This is a genomic window from Pseudomonas sp. AP42, from assembly GCF_001728935.1.
In the GTDB taxonomy this organism is placed as follows: domain Bacteria; phylum Pseudomonadota; class Gammaproteobacteria; order Pseudomonadales; family Pseudomonadaceae; genus Aquipseudomonas; species Aquipseudomonas lactis.
The window spans coordinates 1-17,934 of sequence record NZ_LYSO01000121.1 but is presented as its reverse complement, the minus strand read 5'-3'; the positions used below and the strand labels follow the sequence as shown (position 1 = coordinate 17,934).

Here is a 17,934-nt window from a genome sequence, read left to right as displayed (position 1 = left end):
GGCCGTTACCGCAGCAATGGATATGTACACAATCCAGCTGCGTTGACTGTGAGGCCGCCTTCGCGAGCAAGCCCGCTCCCACAGTTGGATTGTGGGGGGGGGGCAGGTGGATAGGTGTCGGCTGGCAGGCCGTCTTCGCAGGCAAGCCAGCTCCCACATTTGGATCGCGGTGCGTCAGTTAGATCAGCATCGTCTGTCAGGCCGTCACGGGAGCAAGCTCCCTCGCCACAGGGTCCGCAGCTCTCACATTTGTCTTGTGTTGGCAATAATGGTTAGTTCCACGCATAAAAAACGCCGCGTACCTTGCGATACGCGGCGTTTTTCACATCAACACACCGTTAGGCTTGAATCACCGGGATGTTGGCGCTTGCTGCGATCTTGCGGAACTCAGCGATCTGGTCGAAGTTCAGGTAGCGGTAGACGTCACTGGCCATGGTGTCCAGTTTCGCCGCGTAGCCCATGTACTCTTCGACGGTCGGCAGGCGACCCAGGGTAGAGGCCACGGCCGCCAGCTCAGCCGACGCCAGGTAGACGTTGGCACCATCACCCAGGCGGTTCGGGAAGTTACGGGTCGAGGTCGACACCACGGTGGAGTTCGGCTCAACGCGTGCCTGGTTACCCATGCACAGCGAGCAGCCTGGCATTTCCATGCGGGCGCCAGCCTTGCCGTAGATGCCGTAGTAGCCTTCTTCGGTCAGTTGGTGAGCGTCCATCTTGGTCGGCGGCGACAGCCACAGACGGGTTGGCAGCTGGCCCTTGACCTGCTCCAGCAGTTTACCGGCAGCGCGGAAGTGACCGATGTTGGTCATGCACGAACCGATGAACACTTCGTCGATCTTCTCGCCAGCCACGCTGGACAGCAGACGGGCGTCGTCCGGGTCGTTTGGCGCGCAGAGGATCGGCTCGTTGATTTGGGACAGGTCGATCTCGATGATTTCGGCGTATTCGGCGTCGGCATCGGCTTCCATCAACTCCGGGTTGGCAACCCAGGCTTCCATCGCTTGGGCGCGACGTTCCAGGGTGCGTGCATCGCCGTAGCCTTCGCCGATCATCCAGCGCAGCAGGGTGATGTTGGAGTTCAGGTACTCGGTGACGGACTCTTTGGACAGCTTGATGGTGCAACCGGCAGCCGAACGTTCAGCCGAGGCGTCGGACAGCTCGAAAGCCTGTTCCAGCGTCAGGTCGTTCAGGCCTTCGATTTCCAGGATGCGGCCAGAGAAGGCGTTCTTCTTGCCTTTCTTCTCTACGGTCAGCAGGCCAGCCTGGATCGCGTAGTAAGGAATGGCATGAACCAGGTCACGCAGGGTGATGCCAGGTTTCATCTTGCCTTTGAAGCGCACCAGGATCGATTCCGGCATGTCCAGCGGCATGACGCCGGTGGCGGCGGCAAATGCGACCAGGCCAGAACCGGCCGGGAACGAGATGCCCATCGGGAAACGGGTGTGGGAGTCACCACCGGTACCGACGGTGTCCGGCAGCAGCATGCGGTTCAGCCAGCTGTGGATGATGCCGTCGCCTGGACGCAGCGATACACCGCCACGGGTCATGATGAAGTCAGGCAGGGTGTGGTGGGTGGTCACGTCGATCGGCTTCGGGTAAGCCGCGGTGTGGCAGAAGGACTGCATCACCAGGTCGGTCGAGAAGCCCAGGCACGCCAGGTCTTTGAGTTCGTCACGGGTCATTGGGCCGGTGGTGTCCTGGGACCCCACGGTGGTCATCTTCGGCTCGCAGTAAGTGCCTGGACGAACGCCTTTGCCTTCTGGCAGGCCGCAGGCCTTGCCGACCATTTTCTGTGCCAGGGTGAAGCCTTTGCCGGTGTCGACAGGCGCTTCAGGCAGCTTGAACAGGTCGGTAGGGCCCAGGCCCAGTTCGGCGCGGGCCTTGTCGGTCAGGCCACGGCCGATGATCAGCGGGATACGGCCGCCGGCGCGGACTTCGTCCAACAGCACCGGAGTCTTCATTTCGAAGGTGGTCAGGACTTCGTCGGTGCCGTGTTTGCAGACTTTGCCAGCATGCGGGTACAGGTCGATCACGTCGCCCATGTTCATGTTGGTAACGTCGAATTCGATTGGCAGTGCGCCAGCATCTTCCATGGTGTTGTAGAAGATTGGAGCGATCTTGCTGCCGAAGCAGAAACCGCCGGCACGCTTGTTCGGCACGTAAGGCACGTCGTCGCCGAAGAACCACAGCACCGAGTTGGTCGCCGATTTACGCGACGAACCGGTACCGACCACGTCGCCCACGTAGGCAATCGGGAAGCCTTGGCCGCGCATCTCTTCGATCTGCTTCATCGGGCCGGTCTTGCCTTGCTCGTCCGGCACGATGCCTTCACGGGCCATTTTCAGCATGGCCAGGGCGTGCAGCGGGATGTCAGGGCGGGACCAGGCATCAGGCGCAGGCGACAGGTCGTCGGTGTTGGTTTCGCCGGTGACCTTGAAGACGCGCAGGCTGATCTTGTCGGCCAGGGTAGGGCGGTTGCGGAACCACTCGCCATCAGCCCAGGACTGGATCACGCCTTTGGCGTGTTCGTTGCCGTTGCGGGCTTTTTCGGCGACGTCGTGGAACGCATCGAACATCAGCAGGGTGTGCTTGAGCTGGGCGGCCGCGACGGGCGCCAGGGTGGCGTCGTCCAGCAGCTCGACCAACGTCACGATGTTGTAGCCGCCTTGCATGGTGCCGAGCAGTTCAACAGCGCGTTTCTTGTCGATCAGGGGGGAAGTGGCTTCGCCCTTGGCCAGGGCAGACAGGAAACCGGCCTTGACGTAAGCGGCTTCGTCAACGCCTGGTGGAATGCGGTTGGTGATCAGGTCAACGAGGAATTCTTCTTCGCCAGCCGGAGGATTTTTCAGCAGCTCGACCAGGCCTGCGGTTTGTTCGGCGTTAAGCGGCTGGGGAACGATACCCAGTGCTGCACGCTCTTCGATATGTTTGCGGTAGGCTTCAAGCACAGTTATTACCCTCATCAGTGGTCCCACGGGACGCTCATCCAGAAATGAACGGCACGCATGCGCTCGGGGGCTTTTTGGGCCGCAAAGCCAGCGCTGCCGGCATTCCTTACAGAAGCTGCTTTCAAAGTTTTACGCCTGCAGAACGGAGCTGATGAGGGTTGGCGCGGGCTCTGACCTACCGGGTCGAACCTGCGCCAACACCGTTCTGAAGGAACGACTGTGCTCGTGACGCTTTGAAAACAGCTTCCAGCGGAGTATTGGCGCCTTACAAGGCCGGGTGATTCTACGGCAAAAAAAATCTAAAGGTAAGTTGCCTGCTCAAGTTTGCTGGGTGATCAACCTTAGACAAAGGGCTAACATGGCGCACTGTTTCGCGGATTTGCGTGTCGTTGCCCATGCCCAACCAAACCATCAAGACTCCCTGCGTCGGCCTGTGTTCCACGGTCTACGGCGATCTCGTGTGCCGTGGATGCAAGCGCTTCCACCATGAAGTGATCCAGTGGAACGGCTATAACGAAGAAGAAAAACGCGCGGTCTGGCTCAGGCTTGAGCAGCTGTTGGTGCAGGTCATGGCCGGCAAAGTGGAGGTTTTCGACCCCAAGACCCTGCGCGGGCAGTTGGAGCAACGCAAGATTCGCTTTGTGCCGCACCAGTCCGAGTATTGCTGGGCCTACCAGTTGATTGCCCGTGGAGCCCGGGTGATCAATAACCTGGAGGCCTATGGCATGGTGCTGTTGCCGGAGTTTCGCGACTGGGCGCTGCCGGAGCTGCGCGATGCCATTGATCGCGAGTTCTTTATCTTGTCCGAGGCGCATTACCAGCGCTATATCGCACCGGGCTTCCTGAAGGATGCGCTGGGTAACTGACGGGCGAGGTCAATGTAGGAGCGAGCTTGCTCGCGAAAAACGCCAACGATAACGCGCGCTTCCTGAATAAACGCGGCGTCTTTAAGTTTTTCGCGAGCAAGCTCGCTCCTACAGTTGATCCTCAGTGTCAGGGCTTGGTGGCCAGCTCTTCCAGATGATCCATGAGCGTCTGCGGCTTGAGCACCAGCACATCGCTTTCTATCGCATCCAGTACCACTTCGGCCGTATTGCCAATCAGCGCCCCGGAAATCCCAGCGCGTGCCACCGTGCCGATGATCGTGACAGCGGCCTGCCATTTATGGGCCGCAAACGGAATGAGTACATCCGCTGGGCCTTCCTCTATGTGCAGGTGCGCATCATCGACGTCGAACTCAGCCTGGAATGCCTTGCACTGCTCGCGGTAGCGCGCCTCGATGGTTTCCTTGAGCTGAAAGGTCGGGTCGGCCGCCGACAGCATGGGCGACGGGTGGGCACTGATGACATGCAATTTGGCTTTGGCCAGGCTGGCGATATCAAAGCCATGGTCGATGATCGAATGGTGCAGCGAGCGGTGTTCGCCGTCTGTGTTGCCCACGTCGATGGCCGCCAGGATCACGCCGCCCGCCCAAGGAGTGGCGGTCTTGACCAGCAACACTGGCGTTGGGCAATAGCGCAGCAACTTCCAGTCCGCCGGGGTCAGCAGGGCTTTTTTCAGTGGGCTGTCGGGGAAGTGCTGCTTGATCACCAGGCCGCAGCCTTCGGCTTGCTGCACATCGATGATGGTTTCATGCAGGCTGTCGTTCCACGCTTGTTCGGTGGTGACGCTGTAGCCGTCTTCCGTCAAGCCTTGCTTGAGCAGGCTCAGCAGCGCCGAATGTTCGTGTTTTTTGTCACAGACCAGCAAGTGCAGGTGCGCGTCGGTCACCCCGGCAATCAGCTTGGCACGTTTGAGTGCCAGGCTTTCGGAGTGCTCGGGCTCGATGACCACCAGGATGCTGCGGATGGCTTGCATGGTCGGGTTCTCCTGAAGGGTGGGCGTTGGATAACTATAGTTGCTGGCCGGCAGCCGTCATGTTGATACACATCAAAGCCGGTGGCTGGTGGTCTGCGGCGGGGTCGGTATAATCGGCGCCCTTTTGTATCCTTTGCCCGTGAGCCCGATGAACCTGCCCGAAATCCATGAATTCCTCGGCTGCCGCACCCCCGATGCCTGGGTACAGGCCGCATTGGCCGATCAGGAAACCCTGCTGATCGACCACAAGAACTGCGAATTCAAAGCCGCCAGCACCGCCTTGAGCCTGATGGCCAAGTACTACGGCCACGTTGACCTGATCAACATGATGTCGCGCCTGGCCCGCGAAGAACTGGTGCACCACGAGCAGGTCATGCGCCTGATGAAAAAGCGCAAGGTCGAGCTGCGTCAACTGCACGCTGGCCGTTACGCCTCGGGTTTGCGCAAGGTGGTGCGCAGCCATGAGCCGGTCAAGCTGGTGGATACCCTGGTGGTAGGCGCCTTTATCGAAGCGCGCAGTTGCGAACGTTTCGAAGCGCTGGTGCCACATTTGGACGAAGAACTCGGCAAGTTCTACTTCGGCTTGCTCAAGAGCGAGGCGCGGCACTTCCAGGGCTACCTGAAGCTGGCCTACCAGTACGGCGACGCCAAGGACATCGCCCAGGTGATCGAGCGGGTGCGGGCCACCGAGCAGGAGCTGATCGAGTCACCCGACGTCGAGTTCCGCTTTCACAGTGGCGTGCCAGCCTGAGGCCACGGCCACACCGATCAAGGCGGTGATCCCCGCCAGCAGCAGGATCACCGTTGGCGTGCCCAAAGGCGCTGCCAGCACGGCAATCATCAAGCCCGCCAAGGGCTGGGCGAGGTTGTTGAGCAAGGTCATCACGCCGACTGTCTTGCCGAAGTCCTGCACCGGGATCACCCGTTGGCGGGTGCTGCGAAGATACACGTTGAACATCTTGTCGAAGCCGCTCACCAGCAGGAAGCCCACCGCGTAGGCCCACACGCCGGGGCTGAGCGCGGTGATCAGCGCGCCGACGGTGATCATCGAATACGACAGCCCGCCCAGCACCTTCAGCTTCAGTGATGAGCGCGCCAGGTAGAACAGAATAGCGATGGTCACCAGCGCCCCGGCGGCTTGCAGCAGGGCATAGGCGTCTTTGCCCGCTGCGAAGTGGCCGGTGACCATGGCGGCCGAGGTGGCCAGCGTCACCCCGACTATCAGGTTCACGCCGACCGCCAGGACGATGATGCGCTTCAACTCCACCCGGCTGAAGATGTGGCCGAAGGCGGTGCGCAGGGGTTGCAGCCAGATACCTGGGTGCTGTTGGTGTATTTCCAGGTTCACCGTGGTGTTGCGCTGCCAGATCAGCATCGCCAGGTCCGCCAGCACAAACAGCACGGCCACCCCCAGCACCACCCAAGGCCACGCCCAGACTTCCAGCACCAGCGCCGCCACCAACGGCCCGAGCACCAGACCACTCTGGTCGGCGATTTGCGAATAGGACAAGGTCTTGGCATAGGTGTACTGCCCGAAGATATGCGGCATCACCACCTCCCGCGCCATGATGCCCTGGGTGGTCAACACGCCGCACAATGCGGACAGCATCACCAGCCAATGGATGCCGTCGAACAGCCCATAGCACGCCATCGCCACCACACACGCCAAGGCCCGATACACCTGGCTGATATGCAGGATACGCACCGGTGAAAACCTGTCGCACAGTGCGCCGCATACCGGAAACGCCAGGTAACGCGGCAGCGACTCGACAAAAAACGCCAAACCCGCCCACGACACGCTTTGGGTGGTCTGGAACACGATCAAGGGCACGATAAATAGCAAAATCTGGTCGGCCAGCCGTGAAAGGAACAGCGAAATGAAGAACGCCAGGTAATCCTTGCGCATGGAACTCCCTGTCAATGGCGTTAAAAACTGCAGGCTATTTGTTAAAAACTCTTAAAAGCATGAAGCTTCTTCGCGGGGTGCTGGCCAGCGGCTTCTGTCGGCCAGCTTGCCACCTATAATGGCCCTTTTTCAATCCGCGCATCCACACTGAGAACTTATGGAAAACCTGGGTCTGGGCAAGGTCCTGCTCGTTGAGGACGATGAAAAGCTGGCAGGGCTGGTCTCGCATTTTCTGTCGCAACATGGTTTCGAGGTCCGGGTGGTGTACCGGGGGGATGAAGCCTTGGCGGCGTTCGTGGATTTCAAGCCGAAGATCGTCGTGCTCGATCTGATGCTGCCGGGTCAGAGCGGGCTGCATGTTTGCCGCGAGATTCGCAACCTGTCGGACACGCCCATCGTAATCCTCACCGCCAAGGAAGATGACCTGGACCATATCCTTGGCCTTGAGTCCGGTGCTGACGATTACGTGATCAAGCCGATCAAACCGCCGGTATTGTTGGCGCGCCTGCGTGCGTTGCAGCGCCGCCAGGTGCCCGAGCCCACGGTGCGCGGCGCTCTGGAGTTCGGCCGCTTGTCGATTGATCGCAGTTGCCGGGTGGTGCGCCTGGGCGACGAAACCATTGACCTCACCACCATGGAGTTCGAGTTGCTGTGGTTGCTGGCCAGCAGCTCGGGCAAGGTTCTGTCCCGTGACGATATCCTCAACCGCATGCGCGGCATTGCCTTTGATGGGCTGAACCGCAGCGTAGACGTGTACATCAGCAAACTGCGCGGCAAGCTCAATGACAACCCCCGCGAGCCGGTGTGCATCAAGACCATCTGGGGCAAGGGCTACCTGTTCAATCCGTTCGCGTGGGAGGTGTAGATGCTGCGCTTGTATCTGCGCCTCTATTTGATTCTCGCGCTCGGCCTAGCCGGGTCGATCTGGCTGGTGAACTTCGGCCTGGACACCTACATGCCCGAGTCCAACGAGACCTACAATCGTGAAGCCCTGCGCGGACCGGCGTGGGCCTTGGTGGAACAGCTGCGCCCCGTGCCGGCAGAGGCGCGCCAGGCCCGCCTGGACGAACTGCAACCGCATTACGGCTTGCGGCTCAAACTGGTGCAACGCGACACCCAGGATTTGAGCGAACGGGAGCAGAAACTCCTGGCGGCTGGCCAGGTGGTGGTGCGCGAAGACTTCATGAAGTTTCTCGCGCCTATCGACGACGGCCCCCAATTGCTCGAAATCAAATTGCCGGAAGAACCCAAGTGGTTGTACCTGTGGGCCTATGGCTTCCTGGGCGTGAGCCTGGCCATTGTTCTGTATTTCTGGGTGCGCCCACACTGGCGCGACCTGGAGCACATTCGCCTCGCGGCGCAACGTTTCGGTGACAACGACCTGGGCTCGCGCATCCTGCTGCCGAGCCGTTCCACCGTGCGTTCCCTGGCCGGGCACTTCAACCAGATGGCCGAGCGCATCGAGGGTTTGATCGCCAACCAGCGCGAACTCACCAACGCGGTCTCCCATGAATTGCGCACGCCGATTGCGCGGTTGTCATTCGAGCTTGATCAACTCAGGCAACAAAGCGACCCACGGCAACGCCGAGCGCTGATCAACGACATGTACGCCGACCTCGGTGAGCTGGAAGAAATGGTCTCCGAGCTGTTGACCTATGCCAGCCTTGAGCCGGGCGCCACCCGGGTCACCCGTGAGCATATCGAGGCCCACAGTTGGCTCGACAGTGTTATAGGCGCCGTGGCCCTGGAGGCCGAGGCGCAAGGGGTGCAGCTGTCGTTGCGCACCTGCGAGGTGGACGTTATCCAGATCGAGCCACGCTTTATGGCGCGGGCCGTGATCAACCTGCTGCGCAACGCCATTCGTTATGCCGACCACCGTGTGGAAGTGTCGCTGGTCAAGCGTGTCAGCCAGTGGCATGGCGGGCAAGTTGAGGTGCTGGATTCGGAATGGGGCGGGGCGTCGTTTCGGATGACGTGGGCATATGCCGAGTAAAGGGGCCTGCCCCAACGTCATCCTGTAGGAGCGAGCTCGCTCGCGAAACACTCACAGGCGCAGCGTTTATCCAGAAAACACGCGTTATCGTTGACGTTTTTCGCGAGCAAGCTCGCTCCTACAGCAACTGCGTTACCGCGGCAAACGCCGCCTGGCGCCGTTGTTCCCAGCCCCCGCGAATCACCACCAGTGGCTGTTGGTGCTGCTGCATCCATTCCAGACTGGCCTGGAAAAACGCCTGCCTATCCGCCAGTTCCGGCTGGCAGCGCTGGCCGTCGGCACTCCATTCCACGTCTTCGGGGGAGAGCAGCAGGTGCAGGTCGTAATGCCGCGCCAGGAGTTCGTCATCCAGCCAGCCGGGGTAGTCGCCGAACAGGGTCTGGCTCCAGAGCCTGTTGGTGAGCAGGTGGGTGTCGAGGATCAGCAACGAGGGGCGTTTGGCGCGGGCGGCATCCTCCCAGGCCAACTGGCCTTGGGCAATGGCCGGGATATCCGCCAGGGTGGTGTCGCGCTGATGCTGATCGATGAAGTAGCGCACATATTCCCCTACCATCAACCCGCCGAAGTGCGCGTGCAACTGCGCCGCCAGCCAGCTCTTGCCGCTGGATTCGGGGCCTGCCAATACCACCACCTTCATGCGCGCAACGCCGGGTCGGCGCGCCACTCGCGCCAGCCTTGCACGGCAATCACGGTAAACAGTGCGTAGAGCGCGGCGGTGAGGTAGAGGCCTTTGTAAAGGAACAGGCCGACGAAGATCACGTCCACCACGATCCACAATGCCCAGCACTGCACACGTTTTTGCGCCATCCACATCTGCGCCACCAGGCTGAAACCGGTGAGCGCGGCGTCGAGCCAAGGCTGGGCGGCGTCGGTCCAGTGGGCCATGGCGGCGCCCAGCAGCAGACTGCCGACGGCACCCACAGCCAGGCTGGCCATGATCGCCGGCACGCCCAGGCTCGTGACTTGGCGGCCCTGCTTGACCTCGCCGGCGCGGGTCCACTGCCACCAGCCATACACCTGCAAGGCCGCATAGACCACTTGCAGCAGCATGTCGGAGTAGAGCTTGACCTCAAAGAACACCCAGGTGTAGAGCAGCACCATCACTAGGCCGATGGGCCAGCACCAGGGGTTTTGTTTGACCGTCAGCCAAACGGCGATCACCCCCAGGGCGGCGGCAAACAGTTCAAGCCCGGACATGGCGGATCCTTGGGGGAGTGGGAGAGGGCGGTGATTGTACCTAGAGGCCACCGAACCTCAAACACCGCAGGACAAACGCGCACGTGGGCTTGCTCCATGCGCGCGGCGATGCCGTGGCTGGGGATGTAAGCGCAGCCGGTTATTGACCCTTGAAGCGCAGTTCCCGATACCGCGGTACGGCCAGATGCCAGGCAATGTTGCCGCGCCATTGGTTATGTAGGGCTTGAGCACAGGTCATTGCCTGTTCTTGAGTACGCGTGTCATAGCCCAGCGCATCCAGGCGTTTGGGCAACTCGGCTTGCGTCATTGCGAAGCTTTTCGCCCATTGTTCAATCCGCTGTGACACCTCGGCTGCGGCCTGCAGCGCCGATTGGCCCTGGGTGTGCCTGAGGTGAGTCAGTAGGTTGTAGATGTCTTCATCAGGGTTTTCCATGATCTGAAAAGACAACAAATCGTTAACTGCCTTGAAGAGTTTCAAGGCCAGGTTTCGCAGGTCTTGCCAGGGGGGGCTGTAGTAAAGCGAGGACGATAATTGAATGTTCTGCACCAGGTAGGTGAATTCCAGACAGACTTGAAAACCGCCGGCGTTTTGCCACAGAGCCTCATAACCTTCTACGCCCGGCTGCGTGTTATGAAGGCGATGCATCAGCGCGGTGGTGCAAGGAACCAGGTAGGTCAAGTATTGCTCGGCCACTCGCTGCTGCCAGAGCGAGGGCATCAAGCGTGACGCGCGTCGCATGATGTCTGTGAGTGCATTGGCCAACGGTTCTCGGGGTGTGCTCGCGCGCGTGAACGCTCTTGCGTAGACACCTCGAATCAGGCGTTCGAGGGCTTCGGGGTCATTGCAGTCTTCGTCGGCGAGATCGTCCTGGCAACTGAACCATCCCACCAGATCAGACAGAATGAGTAATAACTCAAGTGGCGCGTCACTCCACATATAACCGGCATACAAACCGGGAATGTAGATGTCCAATTGATGGGTTGCGCGGGATGTTTGTTCCAGCCCCATATTCTTGAGCCATTGGCGTGTGTGCTGCTGAGCCTCTTGCGCAAAGGGGCTCAAAGGATAAGTCGCCGTCTCAAGCCATCGGGGTAAATGAAAGGGGCTGATGGGGTGTTGGACATCAAGGCGTGGTGAAGAGGGCGAGGTTCTTCCCCGCGAGCCTGATCGCGCTGACATACGATGTAACCTGTAACGTTAGAGTGCGTCGATAAGTAGCAAGACAAGTTATAGCACTCAGTGTTGTAGCGTCTGGTGCGCTCTCAATAGGGATTTGGAATCGATGCGCTGAACCTTATGAATAAATAGACTGTGTTTTTGCGCGCCGTGGAATGTTGTGTCCTTGTGCCTCTTAAAAAAATGGCTAACCTTCTCAGAAGGTTAATGATGATCACGTAAAGCGGTGGCCTGCGCAGGGTTGAAGGTCTTTTACACGTGAAGAACGTAGAAGACAGTGAGTGTTGAGGCGCTCACGCGGTCAACAACGAGGCCTATGAGATGAACCCTTTCTGCTCGTCATTCGATGACACTTGGTACTTAAACGCCAGGGCCCAGTGGTCTGAGCCTTTTGCTTATCAAGAGCGTTTCCCCGGTAAAGCCGTAAGAACAGAACTCATGTGGGCACTCTCGGTGTTCTACGGCTTGCCTTCTGTCCAGACTCACACCCTCTGCGCGGCCATCGAAAAGATGAATCTTTCCTCATTGATTCATGACGATTTACTGGATGGGGATACGGTGCGCCGTGGTGTTCCAACGGTATGGAAGCAATACGGTACGGAGGTTGCTCTGGTGTCGGGGATGTATGGGTACCTGGAAGGTCTTCAGCTCCTGGCCAGGCTCAACAACTTGAATGTTGTGCGGGCGGGTATAGAAAGCCTTGAACGTCTGCATGTTGGGCAATACCTCGACGCCAAAGCAAGTGCAGGTGACACATTGCCCACCTTGGAAGACTATGGCTGTATTGCACAGGCTAATACCGGCTGTTTTTTTGTGTTTCTGTTAAAGGCTTGCCAATGTCTGAAACCGTTGGAAACGCAGACCTATGTTCTGCTTGAACGGATGCTGCTGTTGATGGGCATCTATTATCGTTACGTCAACGACTATTGCGATATCAATCATATTCCGCACTTTGAAAAAAAAGGATTCGCCATGGATTTGGAGGGTGGGCCAAAGTCGTTCCTGATGATCTTGGCAGGCAAGGCACTGGTCAAGGGCGCGCTCACTTCAGATCAAAAAAAACAGATTATTCGAGAATATGGAGACGCAGGCGTATTTGACGCTGCCCTGGCGTTGATGGAAGAAACCTATGGGCAGCTATTGCGCTTTGCAGACGCTATAAAGCGGCGAAACCGCACTGTCAGCATTCACGCATTAAAGGGGTTTTTACGCAGCATTCATTTCCAACCTGAGCCCGTTGACAATTATTACGCAACGCTACTCAGGTAACGCCCTCCGGTGTGTCGCACCAGTCACTGAAGGTCGCGGTCAGAGGTGGCCGCGACTGTCGGAGACCCTGTCGTGGTTTATTGATCCATCGTGCTCAAAATTTCATAAGCCAACTTTACCCGCTCGGCATTCGGGTAGTTCTTGTTCGCCAGGATCACCACACCCATGTCCTTGCTTGGCACAAACGCCACATAGGCGCCAAAACCGCCGGTGGAGCCGGTTTTGTTGTAGAGCACGTTGGCAGGCTGCGCCTGGGCGGGTTTGAGCCAGTTAACCTTTTGCGGCTCCATCGCCATCGGTGTGGAGTTGCCCTCAAGCAACGCTTGCAGCGCGATGGGGTAGGGGTAGCGTTCCCAGCCCAGGCCCTGGGTCATGCCGTTGACGGTGTAGTAGCCGGCGTGAGTGGTGGCAATGGCCTGCTGCACCGGTTGTTCCAGAGTTTGCGGGTGCATGTTCGCGATCACGTAGCGGGCCAGGTCCTGGCTGCTGCTTTTGAGGCCGTAGGCTTCGAAGTCCAAGGCGCCGGGGTTGACGCGAACCGGTTTCTGCTGGCTGTCATAGCCCTGGGCGTATTGGCTGGTCTTTTCGGCAGGCACGCGCGTGTAGGTGTTGGTCAAGCCCAGCTTGGGCAGCAGGGTTTTTTCCATGGCGACGGTGAACGGCAGGCCCAGGCTTTTTGCTGTCACGTAACCGAACAGGCCAATGCTGGGGTTGGAATACAGGCGTTGTTCCCCCGGCGCATAAGTGGGTTTCCAATGCTGGAAATAATCCATCATGGTGGTGGCGCTGTCGGCGGCATCCGGAAACTGCAGCGTCAGGCCGCCGGGGGTATAGGTCGCCAGTTGCAGCAGGCTGATGCGATCGAACGCGCTGCCAGCCAGCACCGGCAGGTGTTGGCTGGTCATGTCCGACAGCTTGAGCTTGCCGATAGCCTGGGCATACCCGCCGAGGGTGGCGTTGAAGGTTTTGCTCACTGAGCCGATTTCGAACAGGGTGTTTTCGGTGACGGGTGCCTGAGTGTCCTTGGCGGCGACGCCGTAATTAAAGTATTGCACCTTGCCGTGTCGGACGACCGCGACCGTCAGGCCGGCGATGCCTTGCTGTTTCATCAGAGGGGTGACGTGGCTGTCCACGACCTGGCGCATATCGGTGGCGGCCATGCAGCTGCCGGCCCCAAGCAATAAGGCTGAGATCGCATATTTTTTCAGGGTGTGTTTCATGCTTCGCTTCCATGTAAGTAAAGGCAATGACGATCGGAGCCTGCGCAGGCGTGGCAAATGTAGGTGGATTTCCCAGAGCGGGCAAACGATGATATCTCGCACCAGCCATTAGAAAAATTTGGGCCAAGCCATGTTGCGTTCCCACCTGCCGCTCAATGCCTTGCGCGCCTTCGAAGCGTCGGCGCGTCATTTGAGCTTTACCCGTGCGGCCATCGAGTTATGCGTGACCCAAGCGGCGGTCAGTCATCAGGTCAAAAGCCTCGAAGCGCAACTCAACGTCACGCTGTTCAAGCGCCTTCCACGGGGCTTGATGCTCACCAGCGAAGGCGAATCCCTGCTGCCCGTGCTGCGTGACGCCTTCGACCGTATTGCCCTGACCTTGGATCAGTTTGAAGGCGGGCATTACCGTGAAGTATTGACCGTGGGGGCGGTCGGTACCTTTGCGGTGGGCTGGTTGTTGCCGCGCCTGGCGGATTTTCATAGCCGCTACCCGTTGATCGACTTGCGCTTGTCCACCCACAACAACCGCGTGGATGTCGCCGCCGAGGGCCTGGATTATGCCATCCGCTTTGGCGCCGGCGCCTGGCACGGCACCGATGCCTGCCCTTTGCTTGAGGCGCCGTTGACGGTGTTGTGTGTGCCGCAGCTTGCCGAACAACTGCGCAGCCCGGCTGACGTGTTGAAGCACACCTTGCTGCGTTCCTACCGTGCCGATGAGTGGAACCTGTGGTTCCAGGCCGCCGGTTTGCCCAGCGATACCCGGGTGCCGCGCAGCGTGGTGTTCGACTCCTCGCTGGCGATGATGGAGGCCGCGCTGCAAGGGGCTGGCGTAGCACTGGCGCCAGCCTTGATGTTCTCGCGGCAATTGGAGAACGATGTGATCCGCCAGCCGTTCGAGGTGGGGATCACGACGGGCAGCTATTGGCTGACGCGCTTGCAGTCGCGGGCTGAGACGTCAGCGATGGTGGCGTTCAAGGGGTGGTTGCGCGAACGGGTGGGTGTGTAGCCACTGGATAGGGTGGGTCACAGGGGACTTTTTTGAAACTGCCCGCAACGGGTGCAAGCGTTTCATAACTGTGTTCGCCATGTTGCACGCACAGCCAGTAATCGCCATAAGCATCCACGTGGTCGACTTTCCATACCAGGCCGCTTTCGAAAAAGAACCGATAGAGACCCTGTTCCTGCTGGCTGATTTCTGCGTTAGGCACGCAGGTGATCTGCAGGCCGAAGTCCAGCCAGGTCAGCTTATAGCTCTCGTTAAATTGCGCGCTCAGCCCCAGACAAATCTCACAGGCCATCTTCAAGTGTTCCTTATGCAGGGTGTCTGATCACGGTTGTCACTATGGCGCCGGGTCAAACCTCGCGACCATGGGCGGCAGCAGCCAGTTGCCCGGTATCAACGCGCACGAACACCGAGTCGCCGACGGCGCTGAGCACGCTGCCTGCATACACTTCGCAGACCACACGGCTTTTGCGCCCGACTTCGCCTTCGACCCGGGCGCGCAGGACCAGGGGTACACCCATGGGCGTGGGCTTGATGAATTTGATCCCCAGGTTGCCGGTGACGCAATCGATGCGCGGCAGGCTGCCGGGTTCACGCTGTTCGGCGCGGTAGTGGTAGGCCATGGCGGTCCAGTTGGAGTGACAGTCCACCAGCATGGCGATCAGGCCACCGTAGACCAGGTCTGGCCAGCCGCTGTATTTAGCCTCGGGTTGATGCTCGGCAATGACGTGCACGCCATCGTCATCCCAACGGCTCTTGATGTGCAGGCCATGGGGGTTGCTGCTGCCGCAGCCGTAGCAGATGCCTTCCGGCGCCGTGGTGTCCTGCAGAGAAGCGCTGTGCATGCAGAGTCCTTATTGTTTTTTGGGGCGACGCTTCTATTTAGCAGGCCAGGGGTTAGCGAGCAAACTTCTTCGCCCCGGCCACGCAGCCGATCACCGCCACCGTCACCAGCACCATGCCCAGGCTGACCTGTTCATGCAGCAAGCCCGCCGCCAGCGCCAGGCCGAAGAACGGTTGCAGCAACTGCAACTGGCCGACCGCGGCAATGCCGCCCTGGGCCAGGCCGCGGTACCAGAACACAAAGCCGATCAACATGCTGAACAACGCCACGTAGCCCAGGCTCAACCACGCCGGCAGGCTGATTCCGCTGAGGGTGGCAGGTGCCAGCAACAGGCTCAAGGGCGCCACCACCGGCAGCGACACAACCAGCGCCCAGCAGATCACCTGCCAGCCGCCCAGGCTGCGCGACAGCTTGGCGCCTTCGGCATACCCCAGGCCGCACACCAGCACCGCCAACAGCATCAGCACATCGCCCGCGGGTGCGGCGCTCAAGCCTTGGGCAACGGCGTAACCCATCACCAACAGGCTGCCCAGGATCGAAAACAACCAGAACACCGGCCGCGGCCGCTCACCGCCGCGCAGCACGCCGAACACCGCCGTGGCCAGCGGCAGCAGGCCAATAAAGACGATGGAGTGGGCCGAGGTCACGTACTGCAAGGCCAGGGCCGTCAGCAGTGGAAAGCCGATCACCACGCCAAGCGCGACGATGACCAGCGGTGCCCATTGCTGGCGCGTGGGGCGTTTTTCCTTGAATAGCCACAGCAGGCACAGCCCCAGTAGCGCTGCGAGGGTGGCGCGGATCATGGTCAGGAACACCGGGTCGAATTCCATCACCGCCAGGCGCGTGGCCGGCAGCGAGCCGCTGAAAATCACCACGCCGATAAAACCGTTGATCCAACCCTGGGTGCTGTTGTCCAGAGTGCCGAGGCGAGAAGTGCGTTCCATGGGGGCGTCCTGAAAAGGCAGTTGCGTGCTGGGCATCCTAGGATTGAAGATTAAGACAATCAAAAAATTGTCATGGATACATCCTTATGCCCCGTGCTCGCTACAAGTCGCTGGTCGATACCTTCGCCGAGGCCATCCGCAGCGGCCAATTGCTGCCCGGTACACGGCTGCCCACCCATCGGCAATTGGCGGCCGAGCATGGCCTGGCGCTGGTCACTGCCAGCCGGGTGTACAGCGAGCTGGAAGCCATGGGCCTGGTCAGTGGCGAGACCGGGCGCGGCACCTTCGTGCGTGAGATTGCCTTACCGCCGGGGCAGGGCAGCGGGCAGATGACGGTTGCGGCGGGTTTGCTCGACCTGAATTTCAACTATCCGTCCTTGCCCGGCCAGGCCGAGCTGTTGCGCACGGCGTTGCGCCAACTTGCCCTGTCTGGCGATCTGGAGGCGCTGCTGCGTTACCAGCCCCATGCCGGTCGCGTGCACGAGCGTGCTGCCGTGGCCCGGCATTTGTTGAACCGAGGGCTGAAGGTGCCCGCCGAGCAGGTGCTGGTGGTCAGCGGCGCCCAGCATGGCCTGGCGGTGAGCATGATGACCTTGCTCAAGCCTGGGGATGTGGTCGCGGTGGATGCGCTGACCTATTCGGGTTTCAAGGTGCTGGCCGAAACCCTGCACCTGGAGCTCGTCGCCGTCCCGGTCACTCCCTGCGGCCCGGACCTGGACCACCTGCACAGCCTGTGTCGCCAGCGCCCGGTGCGAGCGGTGTACAGCATGCCGACCCTGCATAACCCGCTGGGCTGGGTGATGAGCCTGGCGCAGCGCGAGCGTTTGGTGGCAATCGCCCGGCAGCACAACTTGATGATCATCGAGGATGGTGCCTATGCGTTTCTCGCCGAAGACGCACCGCCACCTTTGGCGACTCTTGCACCGGAGCGCACGGTGTACATCGGCGGGCTGTCCAAGAGTGTCGCCACCGGGTTGCGCGTGGGCTTTATCGCTGCGCCTATGGCTTGGGTAAACGGCCTGGAGCGCACGATCATGGCCACCACCTGGAACGTGCCGGGGGTGATGAGTGCGATAGCGGTGGGCTGGCTCGAAGACGGTACGGTGACGCAACTGGAGGCGCAAAAGCGCGCGGATGCCCAGGCCCGCCAGGCATTGGCGGCGCAGGTGCTGACCGGTGTGAAGACCATCAGCCACCCGTCATCCTACTTTCTGTGGCTGCCGTTGGCCGAAGATGCCCGCGCCGATCAGGTCGCCATGACCTTGCAGCGTGCGGGCATCTCTGTTTCAACCGCTGAACCGTTCGCGGTTTCGGCCCAGGTGCCCCACGCGCTGCGCCTGGCTCTGGGGTCGGTGCCGATGGCGGCGTTGCGGGAGGCGCTGGTGAAGGTGCGCAAGGTGGTGGTGTGGTGAATCAAGGCCCAGCGACAGGGCTTGATTTGAAATACGGCAAAAATGTGGGAGCTGGCTTGCCTGCGATGGCGGCCTCACAGTCGACACCGTAATACCGAGTACATATCCATTCCTGCGGTAACGGCCACCTAGGGTTCCGCTCTGACAGCGGGTCACTTTTGGAA

The 17,934-nt window shown here is 60.2% G+C and carries 17 protein-coding genes; 7 read left to right on the top strand and 10 right to left on the bottom strand.

Going from position 1 to position 17,934, the window contains the following annotated elements:
- Nucleotides 1-338: 338 nt before the first annotated feature.
- Entirely contained in the window at nt 339-2,948 is a 2,610-nt protein-coding gene (acnB, locus tag A7K61_RS26500; RefSeq protein WP_047710705.1) for a bifunctional aconitate hydratase 2/2-methylisocitrate dehydratase, read from the bottom strand.
- 395 nt (nt 2,949-3,343) lie between these two features.
- On the opposite strand from acnB, the gene A7K61_RS26495 reads away from it, so the two are divergent.
- Nucleotides 3,344-3,814: a DUF1289 domain-containing protein gene (locus tag A7K61_RS26495; RefSeq protein WP_032892118.1), complete on the top strand. Its 471-nt coding sequence runs from the start codon at nt 3,344-3,346 to the stop codon at nt 3,812-3,814.
- A 127-nt stretch (nt 3,815-3,941) separates the two neighbouring features.
- Here the strand turns inward: A7K61_RS26495 and A7K61_RS26490 are convergent, their stop codons facing one another.
- Entirely contained in the window at nt 3,942-4,805 is an 864-nt protein-coding gene (locus tag A7K61_RS26490; RefSeq protein ID WP_047710706.1) for a universal stress protein, read from the bottom strand.
- Between the two features lie 148 nt (nt 4,806-4,953).
- Here A7K61_RS26490 and A7K61_RS26485 point away from each other — a divergent pair, with 148 nt between their 5' ends.
- Complete coding sequence (locus tag A7K61_RS26485; RefSeq protein WP_044273444.1) at nt 4,954-5,556, top strand: tRNA-(ms[2]io[6]A)-hydroxylase; 603 nt, start codon at nt 4,954-4,956, stop codon at nt 5,554-5,556.
- Here the strand turns inward: A7K61_RS26485 and A7K61_RS26480 are convergent.
- A complete protein-coding gene (locus A7K61_RS26480) occupies nt 5,512-6,711 on the bottom strand; it encodes an MFS transporter (protein ID WP_069558690.1) in 1,200 nt (399 codons plus the stop codon). The genes A7K61_RS26485 and A7K61_RS26480 overlap by 45 nt on opposite strands.
- Nucleotides 6,712-6,868: 157 nt before the next feature.
- Here A7K61_RS26480 and A7K61_RS26475 point away from each other — a divergent pair, with 157 nt between their 5' ends.
- Together A7K61_RS26475 and A7K61_RS26470 are read left to right on the top strand one after the other, a co-directional pair.
- Nucleotides 6,869-7,576 carry a response regulator gene (locus A7K61_RS26475; RefSeq protein ID WP_044273446.1) on the top strand — a complete coding sequence of 236 codons (708 nt, stop codon included), beginning with the start codon at nt 6,869-6,871 and terminating at the stop codon, nt 7,574-7,576.
- Nucleotides 7,577-8,704: a histidine kinase dimerization/phospho-acceptor domain-containing protein gene (locus A7K61_RS26470; RefSeq protein WP_069558689.1), complete on the top strand. Its 1,128-nt coding sequence runs from the start codon at nt 7,577-7,579 to the stop codon at nt 8,702-8,704.
- A 118-nt stretch (nt 8,705-8,822) separates the two neighbouring features.
- Here the strand turns inward: A7K61_RS26470 and A7K61_RS26465 are convergent, their stop codons facing one another.
- The 3 genes from A7K61_RS26465 to A7K61_RS26455 form a co-directional block, all read right to left on the bottom strand.
- Complete coding sequence (locus A7K61_RS26465; RefSeq protein ID WP_069558688.1) at nt 8,823-9,341, bottom strand: AAA family ATPase; 519 nt, start codon at nt 9,339-9,341, stop codon at nt 8,823-8,825.
- On the bottom strand, nt 9,338-9,901 hold the full coding sequence (pnuC, locus tag A7K61_RS26460; protein WP_003190841.1) for a nicotinamide riboside transporter PnuC: 564 nt from the start codon (nt 9,899-9,901) through the stop codon (nt 9,338-9,340). Before pnuC ends, A7K61_RS26465 begins: the two co-directional genes overlap by 4 nt.
- A gap of 139 nt (nt 9,902-10,040) precedes the next feature.
- Nucleotides 10,041-10,910: a hypothetical protein gene (locus A7K61_RS26455; protein WP_256558064.1), complete on the bottom strand. Its 870-nt coding sequence runs from the start codon at nt 10,908-10,910 to the stop codon at nt 10,041-10,043.
- Nucleotides 10,911-11,399: 489 nt separating this feature from the next.
- On the opposite strand from A7K61_RS26455, the gene A7K61_RS26450 reads away from it, so the two are divergent.
- On the top strand, nt 11,400-12,347 hold the full coding sequence (locus A7K61_RS26450; RefSeq protein WP_069558687.1) for a polyprenyl synthetase family protein: 948 nt from the start codon (nt 11,400-11,402) through the stop codon (nt 12,345-12,347).
- Nucleotides 12,348-12,424: 77 nt separating this feature from the next.
- Here A7K61_RS26450 and ampC read toward each other — a convergent pair whose 3' ends face one another.
- A complete protein-coding gene (gene ampC, locus A7K61_RS26445) occupies nt 12,425-13,567 on the bottom strand; it encodes a class C beta-lactamase (protein WP_069558686.1) in 1,143 nt (380 codons plus the stop codon).
- Between the two features lie 130 nt (nt 13,568-13,697).
- Here ampC and A7K61_RS26440 point away from each other — a divergent pair, with 130 nt between their 5' ends.
- On the top strand, nt 13,698-14,573 hold the full coding sequence (locus A7K61_RS26440; protein WP_069558691.1) for a LysR family transcriptional regulator: 876 nt from the start codon (nt 13,698-13,700) through the stop codon (nt 14,571-14,573).
- Here A7K61_RS26440 and A7K61_RS26435 read toward each other — a convergent pair.
- From A7K61_RS26435 to A7K61_RS26425, 3 genes are read right to left on the bottom strand one after another with little or no spacing between them, the layout of a single operon-like run.
- Nucleotides 14,539-14,865, bottom strand: coding sequence for a hypothetical protein (locus tag A7K61_RS26435; protein WP_069558685.1), 327 nt, complete (start codon nt 14,863-14,865; stop codon nt 14,539-14,541). The genes A7K61_RS26440 and A7K61_RS26435 overlap by 35 nt on opposite strands.
- A gap of 55 nt (nt 14,866-14,920) precedes the next feature.
- Nucleotides 14,921-15,415, bottom strand: a complete 495-nt coding sequence (locus A7K61_RS26430; RefSeq protein WP_069558684.1) for a PaaI family thioesterase — start codon at nt 15,413-15,415, stop codon at nt 14,921-14,923.
- 52 nt (nt 15,416-15,467) lie between these two features.
- A complete protein-coding gene (locus A7K61_RS26425) occupies nt 15,468-16,358 on the bottom strand; it encodes a DMT family transporter (RefSeq protein ID WP_069558683.1) in 891 nt (296 codons plus the stop codon).
- Between the two features lie 86 nt (nt 16,359-16,444).
- Here A7K61_RS26425 and A7K61_RS26420 point away from each other — a divergent pair, with 86 nt between their 5' ends.
- On the top strand, nt 16,445-17,770 hold the full coding sequence (locus A7K61_RS26420; RefSeq protein ID WP_069558682.1) for a PLP-dependent aminotransferase family protein: 1,326 nt from the start codon (nt 16,445-16,447) through the stop codon (nt 17,768-17,770).
- Nucleotides 17,771-17,934: the final 164 nt, after the last annotated feature.